Below are 16,719 nucleotides of genomic sequence, written 5' to 3' on the forward strand. Positions count from 1 at the left end.
ATTATAGCGAAGGCATTATTCGAAGGATACAAAACGAAATTCAAGCTAACCAAAAAATCATATTAGAAATCCTAACTAAAATTTATGCTAAAAAAAATAATTCCAATTTCAGTATTATTATTCTCTTTAAATGCTTATTCTCAAGAAAAAGAGGTAGCAATTGAGGAAGTACTATTGCATGATAAATTTCTGAACTTGAAATATGAGAATGCCAATGAAAATGTAGTGGTAATAACTAAAAAAGATATAGAAAATTCTCCTGCGCAAAGTATAGACGATCTTTTGCAACAATACGTTGGAATGGATGTAAAAAGACGAGGAGCCAATGGCGTACAAAGTGATATTTCCATAAGAGGTGGCAGTTTTGAGCAGGTTTTGATCCTATTAAATGGCATCCGAATGAATGATTCTCAAACTGGCCACAATTCATTCAATATTCCTGTAGATGTGAGCAATGTAGAACGTATAGAAATTATAAAAGGTCCTGCTGCAAGACGTTTCGGACAGAATGCTTATGCGGGAGTTATCAATATCGTAACGAAAACATCTTCTGAAGAAACGATAAAAAGCTCCATAGAAGTTGGTGATTTTAATACTAGAAATTTAACGGCAAGTGGAACTTTTGGTACGGAAAAATTTACAAATTTAATCCAAGTTAGTTCTGCAAAATCCGATGGCTATAGATATAATACAGATTATGATATTGCGAATTTTTATTATCAAAACCAATATAAACTGAAAAACGGTAAAATCCTTTTTCAAGGAGGATATTCTGAAAAGAAATTTGGAGCAAATGGATTTTATGCATCACCAAAAGCGACGGAACAATATGAAGAAGTGCAAGCATCTGTAGTAAGTTTGGGTTTGGAACAAAAATTTGAAAAATTTAATTTTAATACCAGTATTTCCTGGAGAAGAGGGCAGGATATGTATCTTTTCAATCGAGAAAAACCGGAAATTTATAGAAATATACACATCGGCAATAATCTGCAGGCAGAGGCAAATGGAAGTTATCAATCTAAATTGGGTACTACAGGATTGGGCGTAGAATATAGAAAAGAGTTTTTGGTAAGCAATAATCTTGGGGAAAGAGAAAGAGATGTGACGCAACTTTTTTTTGAACATCATTTTTCCCTTTTAAATAATAAATTAACGATTTCGCCTGGAATTTCTTGGGCTAATTTTTCTGGAAAAGACAACTTTTTTTATCCAGGTTTAGATGTTGGATATGCTATAAATGATCAAAATAAAATTTATGGTAACGTAGCGAAAGTACATAGAATTCCTACGTTTACAGATTTGTATTATGTAAGTGGAACGGAACAAGGAAATCCGGAATTGAACCCAGAAAGCGCAATTTCTTACGAATTTGGTTACCGCTTTGAAAAAAATAATTGGTTGGCAAAAGCGAGTGTATTTGGAAGAAATTCTGAAGATGCAATAGATTTTGTGAAACAAACGCTTGCTGATAAATGGATGGCGGAAAATATTGGAAATATAGACACCAAAGGTTTGGAGGTTGAACTGAAAAAAACGGCAAACAATTTTATAAAATCATATTCCCTCGGTTACGTATTTCTGGAAAATAGATTGAGTCAAAGTCAACCTTTTTCTAGATATGTTTTAGATAATTTCAAGCATCAGCTTATTGGTAAATTAGAGAATAAATTTGGTAAATATGTTTCTACTCAATTGATTTATAGATACCAAGAAAGGATGAATAAAGACAGTTATCATCTTCTAGATGCAAGAGTAAACCTGGATTATAAAGATGTAACGCTATTTGTATTGGTAAATAATGTAACCAACACCAAATATACAGAAGCTTTTGGAGTTCCGATGCCAAATAGATGGTTTCATGTTGGGGTTTCTTATGAAATTCAATTTAAAAAATAAAATTCAATTTTTCATAAAAAAAAGAGCAATAATTAATTTGCTCTTTTTTTATATTTTATTTAAATAATTATTAATTATTCAAATCTGTTGGTTCTTCTTTTATTTCAATTTTTGGCTTAGTAGAATTCCCTAGATGTTTTTTTGCTAGATTTGCAGTTGCTTCATCTTCACCCTTTAGATAATTGGGTAAATTAAGACCTGCCATATTGAAAAGATCATTCAAAGGTGGTACAGATTTCATCATTCCCGATACAAAATTTGATGTAGAAGTGCTACCATCTGCATTATTTCCGCCATCCCAAACGGTAATTTTATCAATTTTAATATTCTTAACAGCTTCTACTTGGGTTTTAACCAATTCTGGTAGTTTTTCTATTAATAATAATTGGAAGGCAGAATTTGTATCTCCACCTGCAGCTTTCACAATTTTATCATAACCATCTGCTTGTTTCGTCAAAATTTCATACAAACCTCTCGCTTCTGCGTCCATTTTTGCAAAGATTGCATCTGCTTCTCCACGAGCTTGCAATCTTATTTTTTCTGCATCTGCTTCTGCATCTATTATTTGCTTTTGTTTTGCAATTTCTGCTGGTATTACGATATTCGCATTTTGGGTTGCTCTTTCTCTTTCTGCACGGGCTTTTTCTGCCTTTTGCTCTGCAACATAAGATTCTTCTAAAGCTCTTGCAGCTTGCACTTTTTCTGCAGTCATTGCTAATTTTGTAGCTTCTGCTTCTTTTTCTCTTCGTAACGCATCAGATTGAGCGATGGTTATTTTCGCTTCGTTTTCTCCTTTCACAGCAATAGAGTCTGCTTCTGAAGTTGCGATTCTAGATTCTTTCATTGCAACAGCTCTACCAATACTTTCATCTTTTGCGGCAGAAGCAATGCTTACTTCTCTATCTTTATTGGTGATTGCAATTTTTACATCACGATCTCTGTGCGTTTCTGCAATCTGTGTTTCACGTTCTCTATCTGCAATTGCTTTTCCTGTTTCCCCAATTTTTTCTTGTTCTGCAACAGAAATTTTCGCCTCGTTGATTGCTTTTGCAGCGGCTTCTTTTCCTAATGCTTCTATATAACCAGATTCATCTTTGATGTCTGTTACGTTAACGTTGATCAATTTTAAACCAATTTTTTTCAATTCATTGTCTACGTTTTTCGCAATATTTTCTAGAAATTTATCTCTGTCTGAGTTAATCTCCTCAATCGTCATCATCGCAACAACCAAACGCAATTGCCCGAAAAGTATATCTTTAGATAATTCTTGAATTTGCTCCGTCGTTAAACCCAATAATCTTTCTGCAGCATTTCCCATAGAATCTGATTCTGTAGAAATTGCAATTGTAAATCTACAAGGTACATCTACACGAATATTTTGTTTGGAAAGTGCATTGGTAAGATTGGCTTCAATAGAAATTGGTTTTAAATCCAAATAAGCATAATCTTGTATCACTGGCCAAATAAATGCACCTCCACCATGTATGCATTTCGCAGATGTGCCACCAGTTTTACCATAAATTACCAAAACTTTGTCCGAGGGACATCTTTTATATCTTGAGATAAGTGCGAGTATGGTTGCAAATACTACTACTGCAGCTACTCCTATTAAAATAAATCCTTCCATCATTGATTATGTTATTTTTAATTAATTTTTAAATTTTTTCTACAAATACTATTTTATTTTCTATTTTCATCACCTTTACAATGCTGCCTGCCTCAATTTTTTCTTTTTCATGTGTCATTGCATCCAATTCATGAATGCTTCCTTTAATGCTTATTTGCACTTTACCAGAACCAGTTTCATGCCCAGGAATTGTCATATAAATTTCTCCAGATTTTCCCAGTACATTATTTAAATCAAAAGTATTGTCTTCTTGTAATTTTAAAATTTGTTTGATGATGACAAAAAATATTGCAACAAATATAAGTCCTACTACAAAGGCGAATAATACTAATAAAGTTTCACTAAATTTTCCATAGAAAGCAGCGCCCGTCCAGCCAAAACCTAGCAGAAAATTAATTAAATTTCTGAAAGTAAAAAGTTCAAAAGGTGCATCAATATGTTGAAAATCTCCATTAAAATCCGCATCTACATCTGCAGAAGCATCTGAACCTATAAAAGTAAGGATGGTTTGAAATATAAAAATTAACGAGGCAAAAAAAGCGAGATACCAAAATGATTGCAGCAAAGTTGGCATTTCAGAAAAATATTCTGGAAACATAATGTTATTTAATACTGCTAATATAATTAAAAGAAAATAATTAAATTGAAATAATTTCTGAACTTAAAAAATCAAATATTTATCAATCCAAAATACCTCTTATTTCTGGATATTCAGATATTTTTTTAAATTGATATTTTTTAGATTTTTGCAAACTAGCAATCAATAATTTTAATTCCTTTACAGAATTCTCGTCTCTCAAATATTGATCATGCGTAAGAATTACCAAATGTTTTGATGTTTTTTCTAAATTATTTTTAAAAATACTATCAATGTTTGCGATCATCACTTTATGATCTTCCGCAAGTTTCATATCCTTTGTTGGTCGCCATTCAAGATCCCAACCAACTACTTTAAAACCATCTTTGTATAGCAAATCTGCAGCTGATTTGGAAGATTTGATGTCCGTAGAATTTACATTTTTCATTCTCCATATATTTCTACCTGGTGTTCTTACAATTTTGGTTTTTAAATTCAAACTATCTTTTGCGTTTCTAAAATCTGCAAGTACATTTTCGGGATTTTTATAAAATTCGCTGTATTGATTCTTAGCGTGAGAATAGCTGTGGTTTGCAATTTCAAATAGGGAATCTGCTTCCAATTGTTCATACATTTTCTTTTGAAAGCTGCTGCTTTTTGCATGCTTCGCAACAATAAATGTTGTAACAGGAATTTTGGCTTCATCAATAATTTTAATCAGATTGTCTGTTCCATTATTAGGTCCATCATCAAAAGTAAAATATAATGTTCTGCGTTCGTCTACAATTTCTGGATTTTCTACGTAATTATCTTTTGCATCTTTTTTTATTTTTTCCTCATCTTTATGTGAGGATTTCATCGTTGCAATTTTTTTCTGATCTCCTACATTAGATTTTAAAAAGTGATAAGAAATTGCAGATGCAAACAAGACAGCAAAACCGACAAGAATTTTTACTTTAGGTTCTGTCGCAGAAAATTTTTTCATGTAATTGGAAGTGTTAAATTTAGTTAAAGTTTATTAAATTATCTTAACAAAAAATATGCCAAATTGAAATTTTTACTAAAATTTTTCTAAAAAAAAATGTCCTCCATTTAGAAGAACAATTTTAAGTAAAGAGAAAGATTAAGTAAGCAATTATTGATTGCCACCTGGTAAACTATCTCTCGTATTCTTTTGCACTGCAATAGCACCAAACAATGCTAAAAGAAAGGCAAATGCATAAAATCCCTTTTCACTTGGCAAGATTGTAGCGTTCCACAAACCAACAATTAATAAGCAGATTGATAGTATTGTGGCAAACCAGCAAATACCATAATAGATATTGGTAACGGGAAGACCTTCTAATTTATCTCGCACACTTTTTTGTAGAGATATAACACCAAAAAGTCCGAACATCAAAACGGTGAAATAATATCCTTGCTCATTCAATTCCATTTCTGCGCGAAATAACCCAATTAAAAATCCTATTGTTCCAGATCCGAGTGCTATCCAAGAAGCAGCTACGAAGGCATTAGAAGTTTTTTGCATCATGTTTTTATTTTATAAATTATTGTTCAAAAATAAACTTTTTTCTGAGATACTAAATTTTAAATTTCATAAATATATTTATTTATCAGAATTTTTTCACAAATTTCCATTTGAATAAATATTTTATGAATACCTTTAATAAAAAAATCATGAAAAATAAAACTGTTTTCCAATTTATTTCAGAACCAAGCGACGTAAACTACGGTGGGAATGTGCATGGCGGAAGTGTGATGAAATGGATAGACCAAGCAGGATATGCTTGCGCAAGTAGTTGGTCTTCTAGTTATTGTGTAACCGTTTATGTAGGCGGAATCAGGTTTTATTCTCCCATAAAAATAGGACACTTGGTGAAAGTGGAAGCGGAAGTAATTTATACGGGAGAAACAAGTATGCAGATAAGCATCAATGTATTTTCTAGAAACATAAAACACAAAATTTTTGAAAAGAAAACGCATTGCATCATCGTTTTTGTTGCGGTAGACGACGAAGGAAAATCCGTTTCTGTGCCCAAGTTTTTTCCGAAATCTAAAAAAGACAAAAAGATGGAAAAATATGCAATAAAATTAATGAAATTGAGAAAAAATATTGAAGAAGAAATGAAACCGTTTTTGTAGATAATTTACTGTTTAATATCCTTTACAACAGTTCGTATTGCAATTTTACTTTTTTAGAAATACGGTGTTTTTTATTGCCTCGTTCTTCTCAAGATTTGCAAATTGACCAGTGAAATTCTTATGGAATTGTTTAATTTTTGATTTTGCAAAATTAAAATTAGCAGTTAAAGTCCATTCAAAAACTCTTCCGCATTTTTATAATGTGCACTACGTTTCTCCTCATCCATTTTAGTAAAAGTATGGTACATCATACCAACTCTCGGATTTCCTTTGAAAAAATCTTGATTTTCACCAACAAACCTCCAAAATAATCCGTCCCAAATTTTGTCCCAATCTCCAGAAGGGTAGTTGCTCATTTTTTTGATGTAATTAGAACCGCTTAAATACGGTTTGGTAGCGAAAGTTCCACCATCTGCAAATTGGCTCATTCCGTAGATATTGGGAACCATCACCCAATCATAAGCATCAATAAATAATTCCATAAACCACTGGTACACTTCATCTGGATCTATTTCGCAAAGCAACATGAAATTTCCCAAAACCATTAATCTTTCGATATGATGACAATATCCGGTTTTCAAAACTTTTTTTATCGTCTCATCAATTGCTGGAATTCCCGTAGTTCCATCATAAAAACTTTTTGGCATTTTTCTCTTGAAACCAAAGAAATTTTTATTTCTAGAAAATACGCCTTTTGCCAAATACATTCCGTGAATAAACTCGCGCCAACCTATAATTTGACGAATAAAACCTTCCAAAGAATTGAGTGGAATTTCGTTCTTCTTTGCAAAATTTAAGGTTCGTTCAACAACTTGCATTGGCGTAAGTAAACCTGCATTCATCAACGGAGAAAGCAAACTATGGTTAAGAAAATGTTCTTTTTCTACTATCGCATCTTCATAAATACCAAAATCGTGGAAACGAAAATCTAAAAACTGCTCCAACCAATTTTCTGCTTCTTCATGTGTTGCTGGATAATATGAATTTTCTGAAATTTCGCCTAAACTTTGAGCAAAATTATTTTGAACATAAAGTACTGCTTCCTTCCAATACGCAGATTTTTCTGGAAAATCTATGCTTGGTGGAATTTTATTTTTCGGATATTTCTTGCGATTATCTGCATCATACGTCCATTTTCCACCTTCGGGATTTCCGTTTTCGTCAATTAATATATTTAAACGAATTCTTTCTTCTTTATAAAATGAAGTTTGGAAATAGGATTTTTTATTGGGATCAAAAAATTTTTGCAAATCTTTGAGATTATTGATGAAATAAGGAGTTTCTAAAATATTTAGTTGAATGTTTTCCGAAACTTTTGCCAATCTTTTTTCCAAATTAAAATCTGCAGGATAAAGCACATTTATTTCTGTAATATTTTTAGAATCTATTTCTTTATTAAATTTTCTAATATCAGAGCATTCAGTTTCACTTTCTATATAATGTACTTTTGCTCCTTTTTCTTCTAAATATTTTTGATAATATTTCATAGAAGCACGATGAAAAGCCAACTTTTGTTTATGAAATTTGTATTGTTGGAAAAATAAATATTCTTCTACCAAATAAAAATCGCCTTTATTTTCTAGTAAAGGATTATCTGCAATCAACTGATGCGGAAAAACTATATTGATTATTTTAGACATATTTTATTTATTTCTACGGCATTTTTCACTGCAATATTTCACTTCTTCCCAATTTTTCTCCCATTTTTTTCTCCAAGAAAAAGGAAGTTTACAGACTGGGCAAATTTTTGTGGGCAAATCAGATTTTTTCATTCAAACTCTGGTATTTCCGACGTTCTTACGTATGGAAAAGTGTCTAATTTGGATAAACTATAATAAGAATTTAAACCTGAAATTCCTGCAGATTTAGATTTTTGTAAATCTATTTGTCCTAAATTATTCACCAAATCATCTGCTAAAATTAATTGCTCCACATTACCAATAATAAATTTGCAATCGTTTGGTAAATCTATAATGCTAGATAATTTCATTCCAATTTTAATGGGACTTTCTTTTACAAATGGTGCGAAAAAATCTTCTACATATTCTTTTTCAATGTTCATTCTATCAAATTCAGATTCTTCCGAACCTAATTTTGCAGAAGTATAATGCGCTTTTTTTATTAAATTTTCTGGAATGTGGTTGATGCTGTACCTTTCCGTGGATTTAATATTTTTAAAAGTATCGCTTTCTTTTTCTACTTGCGGTCTCAAAACGAACGCCAATTGTGCAGGATGAGAACCCAAATGTACAACGGAAGAAATAACGGCAACATTTTCTACACCTTCTTCAGATTTTGTTGCTATTAAGTTGGCAGGTTTTATTCCGGTGATGGAATTGATGAGATTTAATCTGTATTTACGTTCCAGATTTTCTATTTTTGATTTTTTTAAATTCATAAATTGTAATTTTTAACAACTCTCGCAGATTTTTCAAATTTTGCAGATTTTTGTATAAAAATAAATAATCTGCATCATTAGCAAAATCTGCGAGAGAAAGATCTTTTTAATTTTCAAATTCTTTTTGCAACACTTTTTTAATTTTTTTCCAGAAATTAAAAAATGAAGGAAAATCGCCGTAAATATTGGTCAATGTCTCTCTTTCTTCTTTAATTCCCAAATAATGAGCATTGGTTGGATGTTCTTTATAAATAATATTTTCTTTTGAAATAATTTTATTTAAATCAGAAAATTCACTAATAATAATTTTTATATTAGGAATATTTTCGGATAAATTTAGAGCAAAATCTAGACATTTTTCTGATACGGGAAATTGCTTAAAATGGGAAGTTTCTAATAATAATATTCTTTGAAAATTGTCTTCTAAATGCCAATTGAAATCTAAATTGTAGTAATTGTAAACTAGAGTTTTTTCATTATTAAGGATAGGATTTTCTATTTTTGGAAGCATTGTTTGCAAATTCAAAACCTCTACATCTTTTAAAATTTCGGGAATTTGTAAATCAGGTAATGTAGAATAATCAACATCCATGAAAGTATCTTTCTGATTACCTTCAAAATATTTATTAAAATTTTCTTGATTTGCAAAATATTTTTTGCTAGAAAAACTTCCAGCAACCCATTGCCAACTTAAATGATTGCTTGCCAAATCTCCATCTAGCAAATTATAATACAACCATTTTGCAGGATTGAACCAGTGAGAATGTGCAATATTACAAGTGATAGAAGCAATGTACATCCGCAAATGGTTGTGAATATATCCGCTTGTATAAAGTTCAGAAATGCCTTTGTCTATAATATTTATCCCAGTATTTCCTACAAAAATTGCCTTTGGAATTTCCCAATTTTCTACATTTTCTTGCATTTTCTTTAAATCTGAAAATATCAAATCTTGTTTTGCTTTGTAAACTTCTTGAAAAAAATCTCTCCAAGCCAATTCTTGCACTAATCTTTCTACCTCAAACCATTGCAAATTTAAAGTTTTCAAATGCTCAAAAACCATTTTTGTAGATATTGCACCACGAGAAATGTACGGGCTTAAATGCGTGACAGCACCATTTCCAAAATTTCTAGTGGAAGAATATTTTACAGGATTTATCTCAGAAATCCTTGTTTTTATCGCTGATATGGAAGTTGGGAAGTCTATCGCTTTGAAATTTTATTGTTGGAAATTGCATTCTGCCGAGAACATTTGAAGCGAGAAATATCATCGCTTCGTTTTTTGAGGTGTTTTTTGCTAACACCAGAATTCACTCGTTTTCGCCATAATTTGAAAGAACTTTCTTTCAATTCGGTGCGCATTAGTTGAATAACATCTGCTTCTGCAAAGCCAAATTGGAATTTTATGGCTTCAAAAGGCGTTCTATCTTCCCATGCCATTTCTATGATTCTATCTGTTTGTCTGTCTGTCATGCTGTTAGGTTCAAAATTTAAAATTCAATGGTTTAAAGTTTTTAAGAATTAAATCTTAATCAATTATCATTTTTCATTTATATTTAAAGTTTCTCTGTCAAATATTTCCAATATCTTTTTGGTACGTGTTGGTAGTGTAATTTCAAGTTTTTTCGTTCGGGTATATTTGTTTTAAAAAAGTAGCGTTGCCACAACTTTTGGTATCTTTTTTCTTCATCATGCAGCAATTCATCTATCTTTTGAAACTGATATATTTGGTCAGATTCTGGATTAAAAAATTCCATTGTTTTCAAATCGTAAAAAACGCCGTAGTGTCTTTTCAAATCGTAAATCATCCACTTTTGGTCTTGATATCGATCTTTAAAGTGCTTCACAATTAAGGGTAAAACATTAAAATCTGGTTCAATCTTCGCAAAATAAACATCATCTTTCAATTTTTCAAACCGTACAAAAGCGTGCATTCTGTGGATTTCTCTATTGACGGATTTATTTATTTTTGCAATTTCCAAAATTTCATCGTCGCTGTAATTTAATAAAACATCAACAGTAGGATTTTTAATTGATTTTTTTACGGCATTTAAAACTAAAAATTCTACATCTTTTCTTTCGGATAAATATACTTTCAGCAATTTTGAAACTCCAGTTTTACCGATATTTTTTTCTAATTTTTTTAAAACTCTATCTGATTTTTCAATAGAAGTTAGCACTTCATGAAGATTTGAAAACATGTTTTCACTCAAATAATTTTCTTTAGCAATTATTTCTGCTGGCTCATATTTATATTCAAAAACCTCGAATATTGCGGTAAATAAGCCTTCAAAACTGCCATCATAGAGTAGAGTAGTCATTTAAAATAAACTAAGTTGCTCTGAAAAAGGGTTCTGAAATTTCGATTTCATACTATTCATTATAATTTTTTTAAAATTTTGCTCCTCAATATATTTGTTGAAAATATTTGGATTGTCAAATTCAACAAAATATTTTGCTCTATTTAAAGCAACGCCCATTTTCTTTAAATTTTCTAAAGTCAGTTTTTGAAAACGTCTTGCATTAATGATTTTATTCACCGATTTTCCGCCAATTCCTGGAATTCTCATCAGCATTCCTTTGGATGCAGTATTTACGTTGATAGGAAATTGCTCGCGATGACGCAAAGCCCAAGCCAATTTTGGATCTACTTCTAGGTCTAAAAATGGATTTTCTTTCTCCAAAATTTCATGTGCTTTAAAACCATAAAAACGCATCAACCAATCTGCTTGGTACAATCTATTTTCTCGCAGCATTGGAACTTGAGAATCTATGGAAGGCAATCTCGCATCCGTCAACATTGGCACGTAGCCAGAATAATAAACTCTTTTTAGATTGAAATTTTGATAAAAATGATCTGCAACTTTTATAATTTTTAAATCGGTTTCGTCTGTTGCTCCCACAATCATTTGGGTAGATTGTCCGGCAGGTGCAAATTTTGGAACTTTTCTAAAGATTTTTTTCTCTTCTTTGTACAATGCCAATTCATTTTTTACAAAACCCATTGGTTTGATCATCTCGGAATGAGATTTTTCTGGTGCTAATAATTTTAAACCTTTTTCTGTAGGAATTTCTATATTGATAGAAAGTCTATCTGCATAAAGTCCTGCTTCTTTCATGATTTCATCACTTGCGCCAGGAATGGATTTTAAGTGAATATATCCGTTAAAATTATGCTCTAAACGTAATTTTTTTGCTACCCGAACCAAACGTTCCATGGTGGTATCTGAATCTTTGAAGATCCCAGAACTTAAAAATAAACCTTCAATATAATTTCTACGGTAGAAATTCATCGTCAAATCTACCACCTCTTCTACAGTGAAGGCTGCACGTTTGATATCGTTTGTTTTGCGGGAAACGCAGTAGGCACAATCATAGATGCAATGATTGGTTAAAAGAATTTTTAAAAGTGAAACGCATCGTCCATCTTCAGTGTACGAATGGCAAATACCGGAAGCATGACTGTTTCCTAAGCCGCCGTTGTTTTTACGATTTCCACCACTAGAAGAGCAAGAAACATCGTATTTTGCTGCATCTGCGAGGATTTCTAATTTTTCTTTTATGCGTTCTAAATTCATTAATTTATTAAAATTTAATGATGTAAAAATACAAAAATAAAGTAAGAAAACATTCTAAAATTAACTTATTTGAATTTATTTATACCTTTATTGATTTAGAGCAATCGTTTATTGTTATTTCCTAATCCATTTTAGAATTTCGGGAAGTATAATTTTTTCACGTTTTTCTTTACTGAAAAATCTAGGGACATGACCCGTTTTCATCATATAAATTAGTTTGTGATCTACCTTATGTAAAAATAATACGGAATCTAAAGCAAGACCTTGTTTTCTATTTACAAGCAAATCTTGATCTCCTTGAAATAAAAGTGTTGGCACATTTGAAACTTGATAAATTGGACTTGCTATTTTAAAGCTTTCAGGAATTTTTTTTCTATTAAATTTTTCACCAACAACATCTTGAATTGTTGGCAACGCGTATCTAGAGTAGGTGGTAGCTAGAAATTGAGGTGTATAAAAATCAGTAGGTCCGCTTAGAGATATGATTTTCGAAATTAATTGGGGATTTTGATACCCATACAAAAGCGCTAAATGTGCGCCCGCACTCTCTCCTAAAATAATGAAATTGTCTTCTGGTAAAAGTGTTTTTGTAGAAAACTCGTTAAATTTTTTGATGGCAGATTCTATATCCTCTAGTTGATCTTTGTAGGTAATTCCCTTTCTCACGAGTCTATAATTGATATTAATTGTAGGAATATTTTTGCTGTGCAAATAATTCTGAATCATAATCATTTTTTGTTTTCTACCTCTTTTCCAAGCGCCACCATGCACAATAACGACTGCAGATCTATCTCTTTCGAAATATGCTGGTAAGAAAACATCCATATTTTGTTTTTTTTCTTCGCCGTATTTTAAATTATAAATTTTTTGCTCATTATTTTCTCCTACCCAGATTTTGTATTGAGAAGTACAAGATTGCAGTGCAAAGGATAACAAACCGAGAAACCAAAATATATAATTGAAGAATAATTTTTTCATAAACGTAGGTGGAAATGAGATAATAATTTCCGAAAAAGATAAGCCAAAATTAAACCAAAAAAAAGAGACTTTTTTAAAAAGTCTCTTTTGGTTTTTTGGGAATATTAATTGAAAAAATCTCGAACCTTGTCGAAGAAAGTTTTTTCTTTTCCAGAAGGTTCTGCAAGCATTTCGCCATTTTCCACTTGTTTTTTGAAAAAATCTTCTTGAGAATCAGTCAATTTTTGGGGTGTCCACACATTGATGTGAACGTACATATCTCCTTTTCCGTAAGATTCTAAACTTGGTAAACCTTTGCCTGCCAATCTCAAAATTTTACCAGATTGCGTACCTGCATCAATTTTAATCTTAACTTTACCTCCAACGGTATTTATTTCTTTTGAAGTTCCCAAAGCTGCTTCTGCAAAAGAAATATATAATTCTTGGTGAAGGTTATCGCCTTCTCTTTTTATATTTTCATCGGCTTGTTCTTCTACCACAACCAACAAATCTCCTGGAATTCCGCCAAAAGGTGCATCGTTCCCTTTTCCGCGAACATTGAGTTGAATTCCATCTCTTGCACCTGCAGGAATAGAAATCGTTACTTCTTCGTCTTCTTTTCTTAAACCTTGATTATTTGCGCCTTCAGGAATTTTGTCGGCAATTTTTCCAACTCCTTGGCAAGTACTACAAGTGGTTTGCGTTTGCATTTGCCCGAACATGGTATTCATCAATTTGATTTGTGCACCAGTTCCGTTGCAAGTAGTACAAGTTTTTGAAGTAGCTCCTGGAACTACTTTCAATCTTTTTACTTTAATAGTTTTTTGCGTCCCGTTGACAATATCTTCCAAAGAAAGTTTGATTCTCACTCTCAAATTGGAACCTCGAACTTGTTGAGTTCTGGTTTGACCGCCGCCAAAACCACCACCTCCTCCAAAAATATCTCCAAATTGACTGAAAATATCATCCATATTCATACCGCCGCCAAAACCGCCTCCTCCGAAGCCGCCGTTTCCGCTCATTCCAGCGTGTCCGTATTGGTCGTATCTGGCTTTTTTGTTGCCATCACTTAAAACTTCGTAGGCTTCTGCAGCTTCTTTAAATTTTTCTTCAGCAGATTTGTCATCTGGATTTTTATCTGGGTGAAATTTAATTGCCATCTTTCGATAGGCCTTTTTTATTTCGTCTGCACTTGCAGATTTAGATATTTCTAATATTTCGTAATAGTCTCTTTTCGCCATTTTTTTTTAATATAATTGATAGATGAATGATGTTTACATTTTGATAAATAAGATGCATTAATCAATAATCTATCATCATTTATTTTTTATTGTCCCGTTACTACTTTTGCAAAGCGAATTACTCTATCGTGCAATTGATAACCAGTTTCTACTACATCTACAATTTTCCCTTTTAAATCTTCTGATGGTGCGGGAATGCTTGTAATACCTTCGTGCAAATCCACATTAAAGACATCTCCAACATTCACTTCCATTGGTTTTAGACCTTTTTCTACTAATTTATTTTTCAATTTTGTATAAATTAATTCTATTCCGCTTTTATCTGCTTCATCTGAAATATTTTTCAACGCTCTTTCAAAATCGTCTAAAACGCCAAGCATAGAAATCATTAAATCTTGATTTGCGTATTGAAAAAAGTTCATTTTTTCTTTGGCCGTACGTTTTTTGTAGTTTTCAAATTCTGCATACAATCTTATGTATCTGTCTTTTTCTTCTGCCAAAAGTTCCTCGGGAGTTTTTACCACTGGCTCATTTTCAGCTGAATTTTCTTCTGAAATTTCAGAATTTACATCGGTATTGTTAGTTTCATTTTCTAGAAATTCTGCGTCGTCTGTGTGCGTATCTTTATTATCTATCATAATTTTTTCTTTTTAATAAATTGCAGTTCGCAAAGATTTTGCCAATTTTTTTAGTTGGACAATTAGGCAGATAAATTTTTTAAGTAATTTGTAATTCGGTCAATTAAGTTTTGAAAATTTAAATTTAAAAAAAATAAATTTCAACGTAGGAAGAATAAATTTTGACGATAATTTGCAGCCCGACTTGAGTGGAAATCCTTTTTTGCAAAAAAAGATTGGGAACGGAAGGCGGATTATGCTGCCCAAAAAACTGACACCTACTTTACGTTTGTGTAGATGAGATTTCTGCAGGAAAATAAACTTTGCTTTTTAAAGGATTGTTATTGTGTTTTTTTACACTAAGCCAGGAAAAACTGTTTCTATTAAAAGATAAATATTTAGCGTTAAAATGATAGCAGCAATGAAGAATATTACAATTTTCAGCCATGTTTTGTTTACGAATTCGCCCATTTTCGCTTTTGAATTCGTGAACATTACTAATGGAATGACGGCAAAACTGAGTTGCATTGAAAGGATAACTTGGCTTAAAACAAGCAAGTCCATTGTCCCTTTTTCGCCGTAAATAATGGCGACAGCTAGTGCTGGAATTATTGCAATCAATCTGGTGATTAAGCGGCGTAACCATGGTTTTAATTTGATGTTTAAAAAACCTTCCATCACTATTTGTCCGGCTAAAGTACCTGTTAATGTTGAATTTTGACCAGAAGCGAGCAGTGCAACGGCAAAAAATATGCTTGCTAAACTGGTGCCCAAAAGTGGCGACAGCAATTCATGTGCATCAAAAATATCTGCAACATCTTGATAGCCCGTATTGTGGAATGTGGCTGCGGCAACAATTAAAATTGCTGCATTTACAAAAAATGCTAAAAACAAGGAAAATGTGCTGTCTATGGTTGCGAATTTAATTGCCATTTTTTTCCCTTCTCTGTCTCTGCTATAATTTCGCGTTTGAACGATTGAACTATGCAAATACAGATTGTGCGGCATTACTGTTGCGCCCAAAATTCCGATGGCGATGTAGAGCATTGATGGATTGTAGACAATTTGTGTTGTAGGAATTAAACCTTTCAACATTGGGAAAATATCTGGTTTGCTGGCTAATATTTCGTAGCCAAAACATGCGAAAATTACAAAAATTAGACCTGCTACAAATGCTTCTATCCATCTGAAACCTTTGGATTGTAATAATAAGATAATGAAAACATCAATACCTGTAATCACAATTCCCCAAGTAAGTGGAATGCCGAATAGTAAATTTAAAGCTATTGCAGAACCAATTACTTCGGCTAAATCGCATGCTGCAATTGCAATTTCGCATAGGAGCCAAAGTATGAAATTGGTAGTTGGCTTGAAATGGTCTCGGCAAGCTTGGGCTAAATCTCGTTCTGCAACCACACCTAATTTTAAGGATAAATGTTGCAATATAATTGCGAAAATATTTGAAATTAGAATAACTGAAAGCAAGGCATATCCAAATTTTGCACCTCCTGCAATATCAGTTGCCCAATTTCCAGGATCCATATATCCAACAGCTACCATTAATCCAGGTCCTGTGAATGCTATTAATTTTTTCCAAAATCCAGCATCTTTAGGTATATTTATAGATGAATAAACTTCTGAAAGGGAATTCTGATGTTTTTCTTTTCGCCAAGCTCTGCTCATAAA

17 protein-coding genes are annotated in these 16,719 nt (G+C 32.0%); 2 read left to right on the forward strand and 15 right to left on the reverse strand.

The window, feature by feature from the left end; translation table 11 throughout:
- Positions 1-84 precede the first annotated feature (84 nt).
- Entirely contained in the window at positions 85-1,896 is a 1,812-nt protein-coding gene (locus HNQ03_RS02880) for a TonB-dependent receptor plug domain-containing protein (RefSeq protein ID WP_173778148.1), read from the forward strand.
- A 70-nt stretch (positions 1,897-1,966) separates the two neighbouring features.
- On the opposite strand, the gene HNQ03_RS02885 is transcribed toward HNQ03_RS02880, so the two are convergent.
- From HNQ03_RS02885 to yiaA, 4 genes are all read right to left on the reverse strand, one after another.
- Positions 1,967-3,523 (reverse strand): flotillin family protein, encoded by a 1,557-nt coding sequence (locus tag HNQ03_RS02885; RefSeq protein ID WP_173778233.1) that lies wholly within the window; start codon positions 3,521-3,523, stop codon positions 1,967-1,969.
- A 28-nt stretch (positions 3,524-3,551) separates the two neighbouring features.
- Complete coding sequence (locus HNQ03_RS02890) at positions 3,552-4,121, reverse strand: NfeD family protein (protein ID WP_173778149.1); 570 nt, start codon at positions 4,119-4,121, stop codon at positions 3,552-3,554.
- A gap of 82 nt (positions 4,122-4,203) precedes the next feature.
- The gene (locus HNQ03_RS02895; protein ID WP_173778150.1) at positions 4,204-5,085 is read right to left on the reverse strand and encodes a polysaccharide deacetylase family protein; all 882 of its coding nucleotides are present in this window, start codon (positions 5,083-5,085) and stop codon (positions 4,204-4,206) included.
- Positions 5,086-5,235: 150 nt separating this feature from the next.
- Entirely contained in the window at positions 5,236-5,631 is a 396-nt protein-coding gene (gene yiaA / locus HNQ03_RS02900) for an inner membrane protein YiaA (protein WP_173778151.1), read from the reverse strand.
- A 146-nt stretch (positions 5,632-5,777) separates the two neighbouring features.
- Here yiaA and HNQ03_RS02905 point away from each other — a divergent pair, with 146 nt between their 5' ends.
- Positions 5,778-6,242, forward strand: a complete 465-nt coding sequence (locus HNQ03_RS02905) for an acyl-CoA thioesterase (RefSeq protein ID WP_173778152.1) — start codon at positions 5,778-5,780, stop codon at positions 6,240-6,242.
- A 164-nt stretch (positions 6,243-6,406) separates the two neighbouring features.
- On the opposite strand, the gene HNQ03_RS02910 is transcribed toward HNQ03_RS02905, so the two are convergent.
- From HNQ03_RS02910 to HNQ03_RS02960, 11 genes are all read right to left on the reverse strand, one after another.
- Complete coding sequence (locus HNQ03_RS02910) at positions 6,407-7,882, reverse strand: cryptochrome/photolyase family protein (RefSeq protein ID WP_173778153.1); 1,476 nt, start codon at positions 7,880-7,882, stop codon at positions 6,407-6,409.
- A 3-nt stretch (positions 7,883-7,885) separates the two neighbouring features.
- Positions 7,886-8,014, reverse strand: a complete 129-nt coding sequence (locus HNQ03_RS02915; RefSeq protein ID WP_173778154.1) for a DUF2256 domain-containing protein — start codon at positions 8,012-8,014, stop codon at positions 7,886-7,888.
- Complete coding sequence (locus tag HNQ03_RS02920) at positions 8,011-8,640, reverse strand: flavin reductase family protein (RefSeq protein ID WP_173778155.1); 630 nt, start codon at positions 8,638-8,640, stop codon at positions 8,011-8,013. Before HNQ03_RS02920 ends, HNQ03_RS02915 begins: the two co-directional genes overlap by 4 nt.
- Positions 8,641-8,746: 106 nt before the next feature.
- Entirely contained in the window at positions 8,747-9,703 is a 957-nt protein-coding gene (locus HNQ03_RS02925) for an FAD-binding domain-containing protein (protein ID WP_226927420.1), read from the reverse strand.
- A 140-nt stretch (positions 9,704-9,843) separates the two neighbouring features.
- Positions 9,844-10,113: a TIGR03643 family protein gene (locus HNQ03_RS02930; RefSeq protein ID WP_173778156.1), complete on the reverse strand. Its 270-nt coding sequence runs from the start codon at positions 10,111-10,113 to the stop codon at positions 9,844-9,846.
- A gap of 83 nt (positions 10,114-10,196) precedes the next feature.
- Positions 10,197-10,961, reverse strand: coding sequence for a TIGR03915 family putative DNA repair protein (locus HNQ03_RS02935; RefSeq protein WP_173778157.1), 765 nt, complete (start codon positions 10,959-10,961; stop codon positions 10,197-10,199).
- On the reverse strand, positions 10,962-12,218 hold the full coding sequence (locus tag HNQ03_RS02940) for a putative DNA modification/repair radical SAM protein (RefSeq protein ID WP_173778158.1): 1,257 nt from the start codon (positions 12,216-12,218) through the stop codon (positions 10,962-10,964).
- Positions 12,219-12,332: 114 nt separating this feature from the next.
- The gene (locus tag HNQ03_RS02945) at positions 12,333-13,196 is read right to left on the reverse strand and encodes an alpha/beta hydrolase (RefSeq protein ID WP_173778159.1); all 864 of its coding nucleotides are present in this window, start codon (positions 13,194-13,196) and stop codon (positions 12,333-12,335) included.
- Positions 13,197-13,300: 104 nt separating this feature from the next.
- Entirely contained in the window at positions 13,301-14,416 is a 1,116-nt protein-coding gene (gene dnaJ / locus HNQ03_RS02950; RefSeq protein WP_173778160.1) for a molecular chaperone DnaJ, read from the reverse strand.
- A gap of 86 nt (positions 14,417-14,502) precedes the next feature.
- A complete protein-coding gene (locus HNQ03_RS02955) occupies positions 14,503-15,054 on the reverse strand; it encodes a nucleotide exchange factor GrpE (RefSeq protein ID WP_173778161.1) in 552 nt (183 codons plus the stop codon).
- Positions 15,055-15,387: 333 nt separating this feature from the next.
- Entirely contained in the window at positions 15,388-16,716 is a 1,329-nt protein-coding gene (locus tag HNQ03_RS02960) for an Nramp family divalent metal transporter (protein ID WP_173778162.1), read from the reverse strand.
- Positions 16,717-16,719: the final 3 nt, after the last annotated feature.

The sequence above is a fragment of the Frigoriflavimonas asaccharolytica genome (genome assembly GCF_013294015.1).
GTDB lineage: Bacteria > Bacteroidota > Bacteroidia > Flavobacteriales > Weeksellaceae > Frigoriflavimonas > Frigoriflavimonas asaccharolytica.

Coding starts and splice junctions, on each gene's coding strand:
- HNQ03_RS02940 (WP_173778158.1), bottom strand. CDS start 12,218: ATGAATTTAGAACGCATAAAAGAAAAATTAGAAATCCTCGCAGATGCA.
- yiaA (WP_173778151.1), bottom strand. CDS start 5,631: ATGATGCAAAAAACTTCTAATGCCTTCGTAGCTGCTTCTTGGATAGCA.
- HNQ03_RS02955 (WP_173778161.1), bottom strand. CDS start 15,054: ATGATAGATAATAAAGATACGCACACAGACGACGCAGAATTTCTAGAA.
- HNQ03_RS02890 (WP_173778149.1), bottom strand. CDS start 4,121: ATGTTTCCAGAATATTTTTCTGAAATGCCAACTTTGCTGCAATCATTT.
- HNQ03_RS02925 (WP_226927420.1), bottom strand. CDS start 9,703: ATGGTTTTTGAGCATTTGAAAACTTTAAATTTGCAATGGTTTGAGGTA.
- HNQ03_RS02930 (WP_173778156.1), bottom strand. CDS start 10,113: ATGACAGACAGACAAACAGATAGAATCATAGAAATGGCATGGGAAGAT.
- HNQ03_RS02920 (WP_173778155.1), bottom strand. CDS start 8,640: ATGAATTTAAAAAAATCAAAAATAGAAAATCTGGAACGTAAATACAGA.
- HNQ03_RS02935 (WP_173778157.1), bottom strand. CDS start 10,961: ATGACTACTCTACTCTATGATGGCAGTTTTGAAGGCTTATTTACCGCA.
- HNQ03_RS02880 (WP_173778148.1), top strand. CDS start 85: ATGCTAAAAAAAATAATTCCAATTTCAGTATTATTATTCTCTTTAAAT.
- HNQ03_RS02945 (WP_173778159.1), bottom strand. CDS start 13,196: ATGAAAAAATTATTCTTCAATTATATATTTTGGTTTCTCGGTTTGTTA.
- dnaJ (WP_173778160.1), bottom strand. CDS start 14,416: ATGGCGAAAAGAGACTATTACGAAATATTAGAAATATCTAAATCTGCA.
- HNQ03_RS02960 (WP_173778162.1), bottom strand. CDS start 16,716: ATGAGCAGAGCTTGGCGAAAAGAAAAACATCAGAATTCCCTTTCAGAA.
- HNQ03_RS02915 (WP_173778154.1), bottom strand. CDS start 8,014: ATGAAAAAATCTGATTTGCCCACAAAAATTTGCCCAGTCTGTAAACTT.
- HNQ03_RS02905 (WP_173778152.1), top strand. CDS start 5,778: ATGAAAAATAAAACTGTTTTCCAATTTATTTCAGAACCAAGCGACGTA.
- HNQ03_RS02895 (WP_173778150.1), bottom strand. CDS start 5,085: ATGAAAAAATTTTCTGCGACAGAACCTAAAGTAAAAATTCTTGTCGGT.
- HNQ03_RS02885 (WP_173778233.1), bottom strand. CDS start 3,523: ATGGAAGGATTTATTTTAATAGGAGTAGCTGCAGTAGTAGTATTTGCA.
- HNQ03_RS02910 (WP_173778153.1), bottom strand. CDS start 7,882: ATGTCTAAAATAATCAATATAGTTTTTCCGCATCAGTTGATTGCAGAT.